General features: G+C 65.5%; 15 protein-coding genes. 14 read left to right on the plus strand and 1 reads right to left on the minus strand.

What is annotated here, in order from left to right; genetic code table 11:
• Positions 1 to 22 precede the first annotated feature (22 nt).
• From ACEN9H_RS06495 to ACEN9H_RS06520, 6 genes are all read left to right on the plus strand, one after another.
• Positions 23 to 2,878 (plus strand): 2-oxoglutarate dehydrogenase E1 component, encoded by a 2,856-nt coding sequence (locus tag ACEN9H_RS06495; protein WP_056132186.1) that lies wholly within the window; start codon positions 23 to 25, stop codon positions 2,876 to 2,878.
• Between the two features lie 70 nt (positions 2,879 to 2,948).
• Entirely contained in the window at positions 2,949 to 4,208 is a 1,260-nt protein-coding gene (gene odhB, locus ACEN9H_RS06500; RefSeq protein ID WP_413674165.1) for a 2-oxoglutarate dehydrogenase complex dihydrolipoyllysine-residue succinyltransferase, read from the plus strand.
• Positions 4,209 to 4,268: 60 nt separating this feature from the next.
• On the plus strand, positions 4,269 to 4,610 hold the full coding sequence (locus ACEN9H_RS06505; protein ID WP_413675561.1) for a PspC domain-containing protein: 342 nt from the start codon (positions 4,269 to 4,271) through the stop codon (positions 4,608 to 4,610).
• 188 nt (positions 4,611 to 4,798) lie between these two features.
• Entirely contained in the window at positions 4,799 to 6,232 is a 1,434-nt protein-coding gene (gene lpdA / locus ACEN9H_RS06510; RefSeq protein WP_413674166.1) for a dihydrolipoyl dehydrogenase, read from the plus strand.
• Positions 6,233 to 6,311: 79 nt separating this feature from the next.
• Complete coding sequence (gene zapE / locus ACEN9H_RS06515) at positions 6,312 to 7,409, plus strand: cell division protein ZapE (protein WP_413674167.1); 1,098 nt, start codon at positions 6,312 to 6,314, stop codon at positions 7,407 to 7,409.
• A gap of 30 nt (positions 7,410 to 7,439) precedes the next feature.
• Positions 7,440 to 8,111 carry a hypothetical protein gene (locus ACEN9H_RS06520; protein ID WP_413674168.1) on the plus strand — a complete coding sequence of 224 codons (672 nt, stop codon included), beginning with the start codon at positions 7,440 to 7,442 and terminating at the stop codon, positions 8,109 to 8,111.
• Between the two features lie 29 nt (positions 8,112 to 8,140).
• Here ACEN9H_RS06520 and ACEN9H_RS06525 read toward each other — a convergent pair whose 3' ends face one another.
• Complete coding sequence (locus ACEN9H_RS06525) at positions 8,141 to 8,908, minus strand: PP2C family protein-serine/threonine phosphatase (RefSeq protein WP_413674169.1); 768 nt, start codon at positions 8,906 to 8,908, stop codon at positions 8,141 to 8,143.
• 179 nt (positions 8,909 to 9,087) lie between these two features.
• Between ACEN9H_RS06525 and ACEN9H_RS06530 the strand changes: the two genes are divergently transcribed.
• The 8 genes from ACEN9H_RS06530 to rpoS all read left to right on the plus strand — a co-directional run bounded on the left by ACEN9H_RS06530 (position 9,088) and on the right by rpoS (position 17,527).
• A complete protein-coding gene (locus tag ACEN9H_RS06530; RefSeq protein ID WP_056132203.1) occupies positions 9,088 to 9,288 on the plus strand; it encodes a YdcH family protein in 201 nt (66 codons plus the stop codon).
• A gap of 26 nt (positions 9,289 to 9,314) precedes the next feature.
• Positions 9,315 to 11,357, plus strand: a complete 2,043-nt coding sequence (locus ACEN9H_RS06535; protein WP_413674170.1) for an ATP-dependent DNA helicase — start codon at positions 9,315 to 9,317, stop codon at positions 11,355 to 11,357.
• A 397-nt stretch (positions 11,358 to 11,754) separates the two neighbouring features.
• Entirely contained in the window at positions 11,755 to 12,363 is a 609-nt protein-coding gene (locus tag ACEN9H_RS06540; RefSeq protein WP_413674171.1) for a toll/interleukin-1 receptor domain-containing protein, read from the plus strand.
• An 8-nt stretch (positions 12,364 to 12,371) separates the two neighbouring features.
• The gene (locus tag ACEN9H_RS06545; RefSeq protein ID WP_413674172.1) at positions 12,372 to 13,883 is read left to right on the plus strand and encodes a hypothetical protein; all 1,512 of its coding nucleotides are present in this window, start codon (positions 12,372 to 12,374) and stop codon (positions 13,881 to 13,883) included.
• A 94-nt stretch (positions 13,884 to 13,977) separates the two neighbouring features.
• Complete coding sequence (surE, locus tag ACEN9H_RS06550) at positions 13,978 to 14,715, plus strand: 5'/3'-nucleotidase SurE (protein WP_413674173.1); 738 nt, start codon at positions 13,978 to 13,980, stop codon at positions 14,713 to 14,715.
• Positions 14,712 to 15,566, plus strand: coding sequence for a protein-L-isoaspartate(D-aspartate) O-methyltransferase (locus tag ACEN9H_RS06555; protein WP_056132221.1), 855 nt, complete (start codon positions 14,712 to 14,714; stop codon positions 15,564 to 15,566). Before surE ends, ACEN9H_RS06555 begins: the two co-directional genes overlap by 4 nt.
• Positions 15,567 to 15,598: 32 nt before the next feature.
• Entirely contained in the window at positions 15,599 to 16,504 is a 906-nt protein-coding gene (locus ACEN9H_RS06560) for a peptidoglycan DD-metalloendopeptidase family protein (protein WP_371768010.1), read from the plus strand.
• Positions 16,505 to 16,513: 9 nt separating this feature from the next.
• Positions 16,514 to 17,527 (plus strand): RNA polymerase sigma factor RpoS, encoded by a 1,014-nt coding sequence (gene rpoS / locus ACEN9H_RS06565; RefSeq protein ID WP_056132226.1) that lies wholly within the window; start codon positions 16,514 to 16,516, stop codon positions 17,525 to 17,527.
• Positions 17,528 to 17,719 lie beyond the last annotated feature (192 nt).

Below are 17,719 nucleotides of genomic sequence, written 5' to 3' on the forward strand. Positions count from 1 at the left end.
ACGCGAAGAAAGGTGAGCAAGAATGATGCAACAATATAACGCCAACTCGTACCTGTTCGGCGGTAATGCGCCGTACGTGGAAGAGTTGTACGAAGCGTACCTGAACAATCCGGGCTCCGTCCCCGACAACTGGCGCGCCTATTTCGACGCGATGCAGCATATGCCCGCCGTCGACGGTACCGCCAAGCCGGACGTGGATCACTCGTCCGTGATCGCTTCGTTCGCCGAACGCGCCAAGCAGGGCCCGATCCGCACCGTGACCGCATCGCCGGACGCTGAACTCGGCCGCAAGCGCGTCGCCGTGACCCAGTTGATCGCCGCTTACCGCTACCTCGGCTCGCGCTGGGCCAACCTGGACCCGCTGCAGCGCCAGGAGCGTCCGCCGATCCCGGAACTGGATCCGGCCTTCTACGGCTTCACCGAAGCCGACCTGGACACCAAGTTCAACATCAGCAACACCTATTTCGGCCAGGAAGACGCATCGCTGCGCGACCTGCTGAACATGTTGCGCGACACCTACTGCCGTTCCATCGGCGCAGAATTCATGTACGTCAGCGATCCGACCGAGAAGCGCTGGCTGCAGGAGAAGCTCGAGTCGATCCGTTCGACCCCGACCTTCACCGCTGAAAAGAAAAAACACATCCTCGAGCGCCTGACCGCGGCCGAAGGCCTGGAGCGCTACCTCCACACCAAGTACGTCGGCGCCAAGCGCTTCTCGCTGGAAGGCGGCGAATCGTTCATCGCCTCGATGGACGAAGTGATCCGCCGCGCCGGCGAGCACGGCGTGCAGGAAATCGTCATCGGCATGGCCCACCGCGGCCGCCTGAACGTGCTGGTCAACACGCTGGGCAAGGCCCCGTCCGACCTGTTCGAGGAATTCGAAGGCAAGCACGCCGACGACCTGCCGGCCGGCGACGTCAAATACCACCAGGGCTTCTCGAGCGACATCTCGACCCCGGGCGGCCCGGTCCACCTGTCGCTGGCGTTCAACCCGTCGCACCTGGAAATCGTCAACCCGGTCGTCGAAGGTTCCGTCAAGGCGCGCATGGAGCGCCGCGGCGACCGCCTCGGCAAGGAAGTCCTGCCGATCCTCGTGCACGGCGACGCCGCGTTCGCAGGCCAGGGTGTCGTGATGGAAACGCTGAACCTGGCGCAGACCCGAGGCTACGGCACGGGCGGCACGGTCCACATCGTCATCAACAACCAGATCGGCTTCACCACGTCCGACCCGCGCGACGCGCGCTCGACGCTGTACTGCACCGACGTCGTCAAGATGATCGAGGCGCCGGTGCTGCACGTGAACGCGGACGATCCGGAAGCCGTCGTGCTGGCCTCGCAGCTGGCGATGGACTACCGCACCGAGTTCCATAAAGACATCGTCGTCGACGTGATCTGCTACCGCAAGCTGGGCCACAACGAGCAGGATACCCCGGCCCTGACCCAGCCGCTGATGTACAAGAAGATCGCCAAGCACCCGGGCACCCGCAAGCTGTACGCGGACAAGCTGGCCGCGCAGGGCACCATCGCCGCCGACGGCGGCGACCAGCTCGTGGCCGCGTACCGCGCCGCGATGGACGCCGGCAAGCACACCGTCGACCCGGTCCTGACCGACTTCAAGAACAAGTACGCCGTCGACTGGGCGCCGTTCCTGAACAAGAAGTGGACGGACGCCGCCGACACCGCCGTGCCGCTGACCGAGCTGAAACGCCTGGCCCAGCGCATCACGACCGTGCCGGAAAACTTCAAGCTGCACTCGCTCGTCGAGAAAGTGCTGGCCGACCGCGCCAAGATGGGCCAGGGCGAGCAGAACCTCGACTGGGGCATGGGCGAACACCTGGCCTACGCGTCGCTGCTGGCCTCGGGCTACGCCGTCCGCCTGTCGGGCCAGGACGCCGGCCGCGGCACGTTCGTGCACCGTCACGCCGTGCTGCACGACCAGAACCGCGAGCGCTGGGACCAGGGTATCTACCTGCCGCTGGCGAACGTGTCGGACAACCAGGCCAACTTCACCGTCATCGACTCCGTGCTGTCGGAAGAAGCGGTGCTGGGCTTCGAATACGGCTATTCGACCGCCGAGCCGAACACGCTGACGATCTGGGAAGGCCAGTTCGGCGACTTCGTGAACGGTGCGCAGGTCGTGATCGACCAGTTCATCGCGTCGGGCGAAGTGAAGTGGGGCCGCGCGTCGGGTCTCGTCATGATGCTGCCGCACGGCTACGAAGGCCAGGGTCCGGAGCACTCGTCGGCCCGTATCGAGCGCTTCCTGCAGCTGTCCGCCGACCACAATATGCAAGTCGTTCAGCCGACCACGGCCGCGCAGATCTTCCACCTGCTGCGCCGCCAGATGGTGCGCCAGTTCCGCAAGCCGCTCGTCATCTTCACGCCGAAGTCGCTGCTGCGTAACAAGGACGCCGGCTCGCCGCTGACCGACCTGGCCAAGGGCGGCTTCCAGACCGTCATCGGCGAACTGGACGACAAGATCGACGCCAACAAGGTCAAGCGCGTGATCGTCTGCTCGGGCAAGGTGTACTACGACCTGGTCAACGCACGCAAGACCCGCGGCACGACGGACACGGCCATCCTCCGCATCGAGCAGCTGTACCCGTTCCCGCACAAGGCGTTCCAGGCCGAACTGAAGAAGTTCCCGAACGCCACCGAAGTGGTGTGGACGCAGGACGAGCCGCAGAACCAGGGCCCGTGGTTCCAGATCCAGCACAACGTGTTCGAAAGCATGGAAGCAGGCCAGCGCCTGGCATACGCCGGCCGTCCGGCTTCCGCGTCGCCTGCCGTCGGCTACACCGACAAGCACGTGGCGCAGCAGAAGGAACTGCTGGACACCGCGTTCTCGAAGCTGAAGGGTTTTGTCCTGACCAAATAAGCAGCGCTCATTGACCCCGCGCCCGTGGCGCGGGGTTTTTTGCACAGAATACAAAAACGGAGTTTTCTAAATGGCACAAATCGAAGTCAAGGTCCCCCAATTGTCGGAATCGGTCGCCGAAGCGACCCTGCTGTCGTGGCACAAGAAAGTCGGCGAAGCCGTCTCGCGCGACGAGAACCTGATCGACATCGAGACCGACAAGGTGGTCCTGGAACTGCCGGCACCGGCTGCCGGCGTGATCGTGCAAATCATCAAGAACGACGGCGGTACCGTCGTTTCGGGTGAAGTCATCGCCATCATCGACACCGAAGCCTCGGCCGGCGTGAGCCCGCTGCAGGTGACCGCCGCCCCGGCCGCCGCCGCCGAAGCCGCTCCTGCCGCCCCGGCTGCAGGCGCATCGACGGGCGCCAAGGGCGACGTCGCGATGCCGGCCGCCGCCAAGATCCTGGCAGACAACAACATGACGGCCGCCGACGCGACCGGCACCGGCCGTGACGGCCGCGTGACCAAGGGCGACGCTTTGGCTGCCGTGGCGAACAAGCCGGCAGTCGCCGCACCTGCTCCGCTGCAGCAAGCCGCACCGAAGGCAGCCCTGCCGCAAGTGGCCGCGCCAAGCGTCAACCTGGGCGACCGTCCGGAAGAGCGCGTGCCGATGAGCCGCCTGCGCGCCCGTATCGCCGAGCGCCTGCTGCAATCGCAGTCGACCAACGCCATCCTGACGACGTTCAACGAAGTCAACATGGCACCGGTCATGGAAATGCGCGCCAAGTACAAGGACAAGTTCGAGAAAGAGCACGGCGTCAAGCTGGGCTTCATGTCCTTCTTCGTCAAGGCCGCCGTCGCCGCGCTGAAGAAGTACCCGATCCTGAACGCGTCGGTCGACGGTAACGACATCATCTACCACGGCTACTTCGACATCGGTATCGCCGTCGGTTCGCCGCGCGGCCTGGTCGTCCCGATCCTGCGCAACGCCGACCAGATGTCGATCGCCGAGATCGAGAAGAAGATCGGCGAATTCGGCCAGAAAGCCAAGGACGGCAAGCTGACCTTGGAAGACCTGACCGGCGGTACGTTCTCGATCTCGAACGGCGGCACCTTCGGTTCGATGCTGTCGACCCCGATCATCAACCCGCCGCAGTCGGCGATCCTGGGCGTGCACGCGACCAAGGACCGCGCCGTCGTCGAGAACGGCCAGATCGTCATCCGCCCGATGAACTACCTGGCGATGTCGTACGACCACCGCATCATCGACGGCCGCGAAGCCGTCCTGGGCCTGGTCGCGATGAAGGACGCGCTGGAAGATCCGGCCCGCCTGCTGCTCGACCTGTAATTCACGAACCGGGGCGCGCCCGCCTGGTGCGCCCGTGCGTGTGTCTGATGGAAGGGAATGATCATGATCTCCGATGAAATCAAGCGTTTGCACGAACTGCACCAGGCCGGCGCTTTGACCGACGCCGAATTCGAACAGGCGAAGGCGAAGGTATTGTCCGGCGCCTCGTCGACCGTGAACCTGAACAAGAGCGCGGGTGCCGACGGTACGTTCGCGTCCGAGCTGAACACCTTGCGCCGCTCGCGCACCGACCGCTGGCTGGGCGGTGTCTGCGGCGGCCTGGCGAAAGTGTCGGGCGTGGATGCGTGGGTATGGCGGCTCGTGTTCGCGCTGTTCACCATCACGTTCGGGTTCGGGATCGTGATTTACCTGTTGTTGTGGATTTTCGTGCCGGAAGAGTGAGTCTTCGGGCGAAGAACGAATACGAAACTCCCACGTCACCTTTGCACGTCGTCCCCGCGAAAGCGGGGACCCATGCTGAGTGCAGCGAAGTCGCCATGTGTGCGACTCCGGTATGGCCTGCATGGATTCCCGCTTGCGCGGGAATGACGGTATTCATGCGGCCGTGGGAACAAAAAGGAAAACGTTAGATGAGCACTGAAAAACAATTCGACGTCGTCGTGATCGGCGGCGGTCCTGGCGGCTACGTGGCCGCGATCCGCGCAGCGCAGCTGGGCTTCAAGACCGCCTGCATCGACGAATGGCAGAACGCCAAGGGCGGCCCGGCACTGGGCGGCACCTGCACCAACGTCGGCTGCATCCCGTCGAAGGCGCTGCTGCAATCGTCGGAACACTTCGAGCACGCCGGCCACGCGTTCGCCGAGCACGGCATCGACGTCGCCGGTCTGTCGCTGAACCTGGGCCAGATGCTCAAGCGCAAAGAGGGCGTCGTCAAGGCCAACAACGACGGCATCGTCTACCTGTTCAAGAAGAACAAGGTCACCTTCTTCCATGGCCGCGGCACGTTCGCCGGCAAGGCCGAAGGCGGCTTCACCGTCAACGTGTCGGGCCCGACCACCGATTCGATCAGCGCGAAGAACGTGATCATCGCGACCGGTTCGAATGCCCGCGAACTGCCGGGCGCGGCGTTCGACGAGAAAGTCATCCTGTCGAACACCGGCGCGCTGACCGTCGACGCCGTCCCGGCCAAGCTGGGCGTCATCGGCGCCGGCGTGATCGGCCTGGAGATGGGTTCCGTGTGGCGCCGCCTGGGTGCCAAGGTCACCGTGCTGGAAGGCCTGCCGACGTTCCTGGGCGCGGTCGACGAACAGATCGCCAAGGAAGCGCACAAGCTGTTCACCAAGCAGGGCCTGGACATCCAGCTGGGCGTGAAGATCAACAGCGTCACCAAGGGCGACAACAACGTCACCGTGGACTACGCCGACGCAGCGGGCGCCGCCAAGAGCGAAACGTTCGACCGCCTGATCATCTCGATCGGCCGCGTGCCGAACACCAACGGCCTCGGCATCGAGACCGTCGGCGTGCAGCTGGACGAGCGCGGCTTCGTGGCCGTCGACGACGACTGCCGCACCAACGTCCCGGGCATCTGGGCCGTGGGCGACGTCGTGCGCGGCCCGATGCTGGCGCACAAGGCGGAAGAAGAGGGTGTCGCCGTTGCCGAGCGCATCGCCGGCCAGCACGGTCACGTCAACTTCAACACGATCCCGTGGGTCATCTACACCTCGCCGGAAATCGCGTGGGTCGGCAAGACCGAGCAGCAGCTCAAGAAGGAAGGCGTCGCGTACAAAGCCGGCACGTTCCCGTTCATGGCCAACGGCCGTGCGCGCGCGCTGGGCGACACGTCGGGCATGGTGAAATTCCTGGCCGACGCGACGACCGACGAAATCCTGGGCGTCCACATCGTGGGCCCGGTCGCGTCGGAGCTGATCTCGGAAGCCGTCGTCGCGATGGAATTCCGCGCGTCGTCGGAAGACATCGCCCGCATCTGCCACGCCCACCCGTCGCTGTCCGAAGCGACCAAGGAAGCCGCGCTCGCCGTCGACAAGCGTTCGCTGAACTTCTAATACCTGTATGACCCGGGCTTCGGCCCGACTGGGGGTGGATGGCGTCGCTGTCCACCCCCATCTTTATGCGGCTCTTTTCATGAACGTCCAAGAGTACTACCAGCACGCGCTGACCGAGCGCGGATTCAAGTCCGATCCCGCGCAGCAGCGCGCCGTCGACCGCCTGCAGGCCGCCTACGACGACTGGGTCGCGTACAAGTCGCAGCGCTCGTCCGCGTTCAAGCGCCTGATCAACCGTCCCGACGTCCCGCAGGGCGTCTACATGTGGGGCGGCGTGGGGCGCGGCAAGTCCTTCCTCATGGACAGCTTCTACTCGGTGGTGCCGGTCGTGCGCAAGACGCGCCTGCACTTCCACGAATTCATGCGCGCGGTACACCGCCAGCTCGACGAGCTGAAAGGTGTCGAAGACCCGCTGATCGAGGTCGCGAGGCGCATCTCGAAGAAATACCGCCTGATCTGCTTCGACGAATTCCACGTGAGCGACGTGGCCGACGCGATGATCATGTACAACCTGCTGTCCGCGCTGTTCGCCAATGGCGTGTCGTTCGTGATGACGTCGAACTACGATCCGGACAAGCTGTACCCGGACGGCCTGCACCGCGACCGCATGCTGCCCACGATCGCGCTGATCAAGGACAAGCTGGACGTCATGAACGTCGACGCCGGCATCGATTACCGCCACCGCGCGCTGGAACAGGTGCAGGCCTATTACACGCCGCTGGGCGCGGCCTCCGACCACGCCTTGCGCGAGGCGTATGCGAAAGTCGCCGACACGGCCGACGAGGATCCGCGCGTGCACATCGAACAGCGCGAGCTGCGTGCGCTGCGGCGTGCGGGCGGCGTGATCTGGTTCGATTTCGCCACCTTGTGCGGCGGCCCGCGCTCGCAGAACGACTACCTGGAACTCGCGAGCCAGTTCCACACCGTGATCCTGTCGGGCGTGCCGCGCATGTCGGCCGCGATGTCGTCGGAGGCGCGCCGCTTCACGTGGCTGATCGACGTGTTCTACGATCACAAGGTCAAGCTGATCATGTCGGCCGAGGTCGAGCCGGAGCTGCTGTACACCGAGGGCGCGATGTCGAACGAGTTCCATCGCACGGTGTCGCGTATCATTGAGATGCAGTCGCGTGAATACATGCTCGCCGAGCGGCGCGGCGCGGCTGATTCACTGGCCTGAATCGCTGGCCCGAACGATCAAAGGAACCGAATGAAAGCAGACTTCGTCACAGACTCCCGTACCCGTTTGCGCGCGCTCGCCGTGGCGCTGTCCGCCGCGCTGCTGGCTGCGTGCGCAAGCCAGGACGTGGTGCCGCGCGAGGTGCCGCCGCCGCCCGTGACGTCCGTCGCGCAGGCCGACCAGCAACTGGCCGCCGTCGCGCGCGAGCGCGCCGCGATCGAGGCCCGCTTCGCGGAACGGGAACGCGTCTGCTACGACAAGTTTTTCGTGAATAACTGCCTCGACGAGGCGAAGGAACGCCGCCGCAGCGCGCTCGCCGCCCAGCGCGCGATCGAGGTGCAGGCCGAACACTTCAAGCGCCGGGCGGTCGTCGAGGAGCGCGACCGCAACCTGGCCGAGGCGGAGCGCCGCTTCAAGGAACAGGAGGCGCGTATGGCGGCCGAACCGCCGAAGCCCGCAGCGGAGCCGACGCCGGTACCGGCGCAGCGCAAGGCGATCGCGCCCGAGCGCATGGCCGAGCGCGACGCCCGCCTGCGCGCGCAGAAGCAGCAGGAAGCGGCGAACGCCGGCAAGCGCGCGCAGAACGTGCGCGACTACGAGGAACGCAAGGCCCAGTCGGAAGAGCGCCAGCGCAAGGTTGCGCAGCGCAAGGCGGAGAAGGCGGCGAAGGCCGCGAAAGAGGCCGAGGACGCCAAGAAGTAGCGTTACGGGAGGGCGGAGGGACGCCGGCCCTAAGCAACCTGGGCCGGCTTGACCAGCTTCACGATGGCCATGCTGCAGTTCCCGCCCTTGCCCTGCGAGCGCTCGCCGGCCTTGTTGATCAGCATCTCGGACGCCTGACGGGGACTCGCCTTCGCGGTCACAGTGCCCAGCTCGGCATCCGTGAAGAAATGCCACAGGCCGTCCGAGCACAGCAGGAACACGTCGTTCGCCGCGAGATCGAGGCGCTGGCCGAACGTAATGAATGGCTCCTTGCGGCTATTGCCCATCACATTCAGCAACAGCTTGGACTTGCGGTGGTTCTTCGCGGCGTCCGGCGGCAGGCGGTCGCTCGACACGAGGTGCTCGACATAGGCCGCGTCGCTCGTGCGCCCCAGGCACTTGCCGTCGTGAAAATAATACAGGCGCGAATCGCCCACGTGGGCCCAGACGGCCTCGCCATGCGGCGTCAGGACGAGGCCGACGAAGCTGGCGTGCGCATGGGCCTGTGTCGTGACGGCGTTCATGTTGATGACCAGATGGGTTTCCTGCACGATGTCACTCAACAATTGCTGCAGGCGCTCCACGGACGGGTGGTCGCCCGGCTTGAATTCGTCGAACACCTGCCTGGCGGTGTGCAGGACCTGTTCCGCGCCGGCCGCGCCGGCAATGCCGTCGGACAGCACGGCCAGGACGTAGCCGGGCGCGCGGGCGCCCGTCATGAGCGCGACCCGGTCGTTCTGCTGGGGGCGGTTACCGATATGCTGGGCGGTTCCCGCTTCTAACTTGTATGAGGTCATAAACGTGGCTTTCCGATGCCGCCATGCCGGACTTTGTTGGCGGCAACGACGGTGTAGTTTAAACTATGCACCGGTTTGCACTGGAGTTGCAAGCCGTAACAATGAATAGCGCGCCGCCCCGAGCCAGCGGGCATGCGTCTTCCCACCCCTTTACGCTTAACTGTTCGGAAATGCCTAACATGATCGACGTCCAGGAGATCCACCGCCGTATTATCGAACTCGACGTGGAACATCGCGACCTCGACGCTGTCATCGACATGCTGACCCGCGACGGTCACGCCGACCAGTTGCAGTTGCGACGTCTGAAGAAACGCAAGCTGCAGTTGAAGGACCACATCACACTGCTGAAAATGCAGTTGGTGCCGGACGTTCCGGCATAAGCCCACGTTTTTTAAGCAGTCTCATTTTGACCGATCACCTTCCTTTGTCCGAGTCCGACCTCGACGCCGACCTCGACGCCGCGCCCGCGCCTTCCGAACCTGCCGGCAAGTACGACGCCGAAGTGGACCGCATCTTCGGCGCCGGCGGCCCGCTCGCGCCCGCCGTCGGCACGTTCAAGCCGCGCCAGTCGCAGACCGAGATGGCGAAGGCGATCGCGCACGCGATCAGCGAGCAGGGCACGCTGATCGCCGAGGCCGGCACGGGCACGGGCAAGACCTTCGCCTACCTCGTTCCCGCGCTGTTGTGGGGCGGCAAGACGATCATCTCGACCGGCACCAAGAACCTGCAGGACCAGCTTTTTTCGCGCGACATCCCGACCGTGCGCGCCGCGTTGCGCGCCCCGGTCTCGGTGGCGCTGCTGAAAGGCCGTTCGAACTACCTCTGCCACTACCACCTGGAACGCACGCTGTCGAACGGCCGCCTGACGTCGCGCGACGACGTGGGCCATCTGCGCGAAATCTCTCGTTTCATCAAGATGAGCCAGTCGGGCGACAAGGCCGAGCTGACGAAGGTCCCGGAAACGGCGTCCGTGTGGAATCTCGTGACGTCCACCCGCGAAAACTGCGTGGGCCAGGAGTGCCAGTACTACCAGGACTGTTTCGTGATGAAGGCGCGCCGCGAGGCGCAGCAGGCCGATGTCGTCGTCGTCAACCACCATCTGTTCTTCGCCGACGTGGCGCTGAAGGAAGGCGGCATGGCCGAACTGCTGCCGTCCGCCAACACGATCATCTTCGACGAGGCGCACCAGTTGCCGGAAGTGGCCACGCTGTTCTTCGGCACGACGGTGTCGACGGGCCAGGTGCTGGAACTGTGCCGTGACGTGCTGGCCGAAGGTCTCGCGCATGCGCGCGGCGGCGTGGACTGGGCGAAGGTCGTGACCGTCGTCGAGAAGGCCGCGCGCGACCTGCGCCTGACGTTCCCGGAAGGCAGCACGCGCTTGTCGCTGCCGCAGATCCCGCCCAGCTCGGAATTCTTCCCGGCGCTGGACAAGCTGAAGGAAGAACTGGAAGGCCTGATTGACGTGCTGGAAGCCCAGGCCGAGCGCGCCGAGACGATCGAGCAGTGCCGCGTGCGCGCCGTCGAGCTGCTGGAGCAGTACAAGGCGTGGAAGTCCGAGCCGAAGAAGGGCAAGGAAGTCGAGGGCGACGATGCCGTGCTGTGGGTCGAGGCGTTTTCCTCGTCGCTGCAATTGCACAAGACGCCGCTGTCGATTGCGCCGATCTTCGCCGGCCAGCGCGCCGGCACGCCGCGCAGCTGGATTTTTACTTCCGCGACCCTGGCGGTCAAAAACGACTTCAAGCATTTCAGCGCACAGCTGGGCATGACGGGCGAGCCGGCCCAGAGCTGGCCGAGCCCGTTCAACTACCAGGAGCAGGGCATCCTGTACGTGCCGACCGGCCTGCCCGAACCGAACACGTTCGGCTACACGGACGCGGTCGTCGACATGGCGCTGCCCGTGATCGAGGCCGCAGGCGGCCGCTGCTTCTTCCTGTGCACGACAATCCGCGCCGTCAACCGCGTCGCCGAACGCCTGCGCGAGGAATTCGCCGCGCGCGGCCTCGACTTCCCACTGTTCGTGCAGGGCGAACGGGGCCGCACGGAATTGCTGGATTCGTTCCGCAACGCGGGCAATGCCGTGCTGGTCGGCAGCCAGAGTTTCTGGGAAGGCGTCGACGTGCGCGGCGAGGCGCTGTCGCTCGTCATCATCGACAAGCTGCCGTTCGCGCCGCCGGACGATCCTGTGCTGGCCGCGCGCATCGAAGTGATGGAAAAGAAGGGCATGAACGGGTTTGTTCACCACACCTTGCCGGAAGCCATCATCAACCTGAAGCAGGGCGCGGGGCGCCTGATCCGCGACGTCGAGGATCGGGGCGTGCTGATGCTGTGCGATCCGCGGGTGATCAGCAAGCCGTATGGGCGGCGCATCTGGCAGAGTTTGCCGCCGTTTCGGCGGACGCGGGTGCAGGCGGAGGTGATCGAGTTTTTCAAGGCGCCGCCGAAAGCCTAGACTTCGAATCTGCCGCGGAGTCGGAGATTCGGGGTCAGAGCCCTAAAAAAGCAAATTCGGGCTCTGACCCCCGGCTTACGAATCTGCCGCGGAGTTGGAGATTCGGGGTCAGGGCCCCAACAAAGCAAATTCGGGCCCTGACCCCCGGCTTACGAATCTGCCGCGGAGTCGGAGATTCGGGGTCAGAGCCCCAACAAAGCAAATTCGGGCTCTGACCCCCGGCTTCGTTGGCCGCTGCGTGCCTGCCCGCTTCGCTTCGTTTTACGTTACCTTTGGGCTCGCCTCGCGCTACGCCGCGCAGCGGCTCCGCTTTCGCTTGTGCTCCCACAACATGCAGGATGGGTGACTTGTTTAGAGTCACACAGGCCCGGCCGGTGGCAGACTTCAAGGGGGAGCAATGGCGATACGTTATGGCTGCTTTTTCAGCTATGCCCATGGGCGGCATGAGCTGATGCAGCGCTTCAAGGCCACGCTGGCCGATGCACTGCGCTGCTACCTCGAACCGTATTTCGACAACGAAGACGAACTCTTCATCGACACCGAACAACTCGGCGGCGGTGACGACCTCGACCGCAAGATCGCCCGCGCGCTGTGCGAAAGCGCATGCATGGTGCTGATCTACACGCCCAAATACGAAGCCCATCCCTACACGCGGCGCGAGTACGCCGCGATGCGCCTGATCGAAGCCGAGCGCAGCACGTGGTACACGCTGCCCAGCCAGCTGATCATCCCCGTGATCATGACGCAGCACCCCGTCAGCCTGCCGCCGCAGATCAGCGAATCCACGTTCTACGTCGACTTCTCGCGCTTCACGATGGCCACGGCCGACCTGAAGTCCAACCCTGATTTCTTGCCGGACATCGACAAGATGGTCCGGCGCATCGTCACGCATTACCAACACCAGAAAAAAACCATGCCGCCGGCGCATGACTGCAACCAATTCGTCCTTCCCGCTGTCCCACCCGCATGGCGTGAGTTACCGGATCCAACCTTCCCAAAAAAATGAGGAGCCTTATGGAAACCAACCGCATCACCGCAGTACCGGCCGGTCAGGCCGGCGAGGTGACGACGTTCTACTCCTACGACAGCGCACCCGTGCGCAGCCTTGCGCTGGCCCATGCCGCCTGGCTGCTTGCCGGGCGCGCGCATGCGAAGACACCGGTGCTGATGATCGACTGGGACCTGGAAGCCCCCGGCCTGCATCACTATTTTCCCCGCACGGACGATGGGCGGCACGCCAGCGGCCTGCTTGAACTGTTCGAGAGTTGCCGCGAACAATTGCACGGCAATACGTCGAACGACGACGCCGAGGCGCTGGCCGGGCGCGTGCTCGACACGCTGGACTGGGACGACTACATCGTCCGCGTCGACGACAGCCGTCCGCTGTACCTGATGCGCGCCGGCCGCTTCGACGACAGCTATGGCGAGCGCGTCGACCGGCTCGACTGGGACGCGCTGTTCTGCGCGTGCCCCGCGCTGTTTCGCACATTCGCGGCGCAGGTGGCGCGGCGCTTCGCCCACGTGCTGATCGATTGCCGCAGCGGCCGCTCGGCGGCGGCCAGCGTCTGCACGGCGCTGTTGCCGGACAAGATCGTCGGCGTGTTTACGCCCGACGCGCGCAGCCTGGACGGCCTGCAGGGCGTCGTCGCGCGCGCGCTCGATTACCGCTGCAGCCATGAGGACGAACAGCGGCCGCTGCTCGTCTATCCGCTGCCTTGTCCGGTCGACGGCACGGGCGAAGGGCGGTTGCGCTGGCGCTTCGGCGACGCGCCACGGAGTCCGTCCGGCTACCAGGTCCGGCTGGAACGGATGCTGGCCGAGTGCTATGGCCTGTCCAGCGTCGTGCTCGACAGCTACCTCGACGAAGTGCAGCTGCCCCAGGCGGCCGTCAGCGGCATGGCACCGGCCGGCGGCCGGGCCCAGGCCGGCGAGCACGACCGGCTGGGGCCGCAGCGCGCCGTCGAAGCGCTGCTCGAATGGCTGGCACCCGGCCATTTTCCATGGCGCCCGTTGCCCGAGGTGCGGCTCGTGCAGGCCGTCGAATCGCTGCGCGAACGGGCCGCCGATCCGCAGGCCCCGAGCCTCGTGCGCGAACTGGCCCGGCTGGCGCAATTGTATTTAGGGCAACAAAGCGAACTGGAAGCCGCACGCCGCATCGAGCAGCACGTGATCGCGCTGGAGCAGGGCCTGCATGCGATGGAAGAGGGCAAGCGCGGCCACGGCGCGCCGCGCCGCGCCGGCGAACCGTCGCCGGATGCGCTGGACGACAAGCTGTCGCGCCTACAGGAACTGATCGACAGCCGCAGCCCCCGCGAGGCGCGGGCGCTGGCGGACAGCCTGCGCTCGACGATCCTGCGGCCGAGTGTGGCGCATCCGCTACGACGGCGCGGCGCTGCGATGATCAAGCAGGTCTACCTGCAGGAAGGCGACAAGGACGCGCTGCTGGCCTTCACCCTGGACGAGGTCTCGTCCCTCGAAGGCGCCCTGATCCAGGCGGCGGAAGGGCGTCCGCTGGTGGCGGGCTGACGCCGTGGCGGGACGTGCGGAGGCACGTCCGGGGGGGCAATAAATGTGGCGTCCGATTGGTCGATCTCGCCGTTGCTTCAGGTAAAATCGCGGGATGCGTATCCTTATCAGTAACGACGACGGCTATCTCGCCCCCGGCATCAACGCCCTGGCCGATGCGCTCGCGACAGTCGCCGACATCGTGGTCGTCGCGCCCGACAGCAATCGCTCGGGCGCGTCGAACTCGTTGTCGCTGGACCGTCCGCTGTCGGTGTCGAAGGCTGCCAATGGGTTTTATTTCGTCAACGGCACCCCCACCGACTGCGTGCACATCGCGTTGACGGGGATGCTCGACGTACGCCCGGACCTGGTCGTCGCCGGCATCAACAATGGCCAGAACATGGGCGACGACACGCTGTACTCCGGCACGGTGGCGGCGGCGACGGAAGCCTATCTGTTCGGGATCCCGGCCATCGCTTTTTCCCAGGTGCATGGCGGCTGGGCGGAGGTGGAGTCGGCCGCGCGGGTGGCGCGCGACATCGTGCTGCGCCGCTTCGAGATGCTGGACGCGCCGTTTTTGCTGAACGTAAATATTCCGAACTTGCCGTACGAGCAGATGGGACCGCTCGTGCCGACCCGCCTGGGCCGGCGTCACCAGGCCGAGCCCGTCATCCGCGGCCAGGATCCGCGCGGGCGCGAGATCTTCTGGATCGGGGCGCCGGGCGCCTGCCGCGACGCGGGCGAGGGCACCGATTTCCACGCGACGAGCCAGGGCTGCGTGTCGGTGACGCCGCTGCAGGTCGACCTCACGCACCGCGACCAGCTGGACCAGCTGCGGCGAGGGCTGGGATGAGCGAGAAGCGCAGCCAGTTTCCTCTGCCGCTCTCGTCCGTGACGGGCGGCGGCACCCGAAAGCCCGCTGCGCCGGCGCCGGTCGCCACCCCGCAGACGGCGACCCAGAACGCGCGCGAGAACAGCCAGGCACAGCCGCGCGGCGGCGCGCCGGCCGGCGTGCCGGGCACGACTAAACCGGCCCAGCCGCAGCAGACCGTCGTGCGGTCCGACCTGGCGGCCACGGAAGCGCCGCGCCGCGCGATGGCGGCCCGGGCCGCCCGCCAGGGCGTCAAGGATCCGCAGGTGCTGGCGGCGCTGGAAATCGTGCCGCGCCATATGTTCGTCGAGCCGGGCATGCTGGCCCAGGCGTATGTCGACATCTCGCTGCCGATCGGCCACAACCAGACGATTTCGCAGCCGTACATCGTCGCGCGCATGATCGAGTTGCTCAAGGACAGTAAGCAGCCGCTGCGCCGCGTGCTCGAGATCGGCACGGGTTGCGGCTACCAGGCCGCGGTGCTGTCGTGCGTGGCGCAGGAGGTGTATTCCATCGAGCGCATCAAGCCGTTACATGAGCTGGCGAAGGCCAATCTGCGCCCGTTGCGTATCGCCAATCTGCGCTTGCAGTACGGAGATGGTATGCTAGGGCTCCCGCAGGTGGCCCCGTTCGACGGCATCATCCTGGCGGCGGCCGGTCTCGAGGTGCCGCGTGCATTGCTCGAGCAGATGGCCATTGGCGCCCGCCTGGTGGCGCCCGTCGGTGCTCAGGTCCAGCACCTGCAGCGCATTACCCGTACCGGCAAGGCGGAATGGACCAGCGAAACGCTGGAAGCCTGTCATTTTGTCCCGCTGCGGCCAGGCATCGCTTGAATGCCAGTTGTTGTAAAAGAATTATAGAGAGAATGAAACTTACGCCCCGCTTAGCCCTGTTGACCCTCAGTCTCGGCATCCTGTCCGCCTGCAGCACCGAGACCCGCGTAGCCCCCGTGATCGACCGTCCGGCCCCGACCGCATCCAGCTTCCGCCCCCGCCCGCAGCCGGCGCCGGCGCCGGCCGCCGAGGAGTCGAAGCCCGACGCGCGCGGTACCTATACCGTGCGGCGTGGCGACACCCTGCTGCGCATCGCCCTCGACCACGGCCAGAACTACCGCGACCTCGTCGCCTGGAACAACTTGGCCGATCCGGACGACATCAAGGTCGGCCAGCTGCTGAAAGTGGCGCCGTCCGAACGTAACGGCAACGGCAACGGCGTCGTGACCTCGCCGATCGCGATGCCGGGTGCCGAGAAGGCGCCGGCCGTGCCGAAGAAGACGGAACCGAACGGCGCCAAGAAGCCGTACAGCGAATCGAACCTGGCCGCGAAAGAAGACAATCCGAAGGCGGAGAAAGTGATCTCGGCGGGCGTGACCCCGGGCACCACCGTCACCGCGAACGACGACGAGAAACTGAGCTGGATGTGGCCGTCCGACGGCAAGATCATCGCCACCTTCGACGAAGGCAAGAACAAGGGCATCGACATCGCCGGCAAGATGGGCCAGCAGGTGATGGCCGCGGGTTCCGGGAAGGTGATGTATGCCGGCAGCGGCATCCGCGGATATGGTAATCTCGTGATTGTTAAGCACAGCAACAGCCTGCTGTCGGCATATGCGCACAACCGCACCATCCTGGTGAAGGAAGGTCAGAACGTGACCAAGGGCCAGGCGATCGCGGAGATGGGCGATTCCGATGCCGACACCGTCAAACTGCATTTCGAGATACGCCAGCAGGGCAAGCCGGTCGACCCGGCCAAGTTCCTGCCCAGTCGCTAGAGAGAGCCGATGACCTTGCCCCCCGACCCGTTGGACAACGACACGCCGGAAGAGAATCCGGATGAACCGCTGGACGACGGCGAGTTCGGGGCGGACGGCGTCGACCGCGCCGAGCTGCTGCCGGAAGGCGCGGCGACGGCCGTCGTCGACACCGTCGACGAGCTGAAAAGCGTGCTGCAGGCCGAGCTCTCGACGGACACCACCCAGCACTACCTGAACCGCATCGGCGCCAAGCCCCTGCTCACGGCCGAACAGGAAGTGCATTACGCGACCCTCGCCAAGGCGGGTGACTTCAATGCGCGCCAGAAGATGATCGAGCATAACCTGCGGCTCGTCGTCTCCATCGCCAAGCACTACATCAACCGCGGCGTCGTGCTGCTCGACCTCATCGAGGAAGGCAACATCGGCCTGATGCGCGCGATCGACAAGTTCGAGCCGGAGCGCGGCTTCCGCTTTTCCACGTACGCGACGTGGTGGATCCGCCAGAGCATCGAGCGCGCGATCATGAACCAGGCCCGCACCGTGCGCCTGCCCGTGCACATGGTGCGCGAGCTGAACCAGGTGCTGCGCGCGAAATACCACCTGGAGGCCCAGCACCACGACGGCAAGGAAGCGAGCGCGGAAGACATCGCCAGCCTCGTCGGCCGGCCCGTGGAAGAAGTGCAGGACATCCTTGCGCTGTCCGAACACGCGACGTCGCTCGACGCCCCGCTCGACAACGATCCGCAGAGCAGCCTGATGGACATGCTGCCGGACGAGGGCGACGTCAGCCCGGACGCCCACGCGGAGCAGCACGAAATGACGGTGCTCGTGCGCGACTGGCTGCAGAAGCTGCCGGACAAGCAGCGCCTCGTCGTAATGCGCCGCTTCGGCCTCGACAACGACGATCCGGCCACGCTGGAAACGCTGGCCGAGGAGATGGGCGTGACGCGCGAACGCGTGCGCCAGATCCAGCAGGAAGCCCTCGTCAAACTGAAACGGGCGATGGCCGCCCGTGGCGTCGTCCGCGATTCCTTGCTATGATGCCCGGCTGGCCGATATGGCCGGATTTTCCTGGTACACGCGGCGTATGTATACCGTCGTTCCCGCGAAGGCGGGAACCCAATTCCCTTGAGCAGTACTAACGCTTGATTCGGCTGCGCGCCGAACTTGGGTCCCCGCCTCCGCGGGGACGACGTGTTTGGTTGTGCGGTATTTCAGTCGCCGTCTTCTCCG

Source organism: Massilia cellulosiltytica (assembly GCF_047325105.1).
Taxonomy (GTDB): domain Bacteria; phylum Pseudomonadota; class Gammaproteobacteria; order Burkholderiales; family Burkholderiaceae_D; genus Telluria; species Telluria orientalis.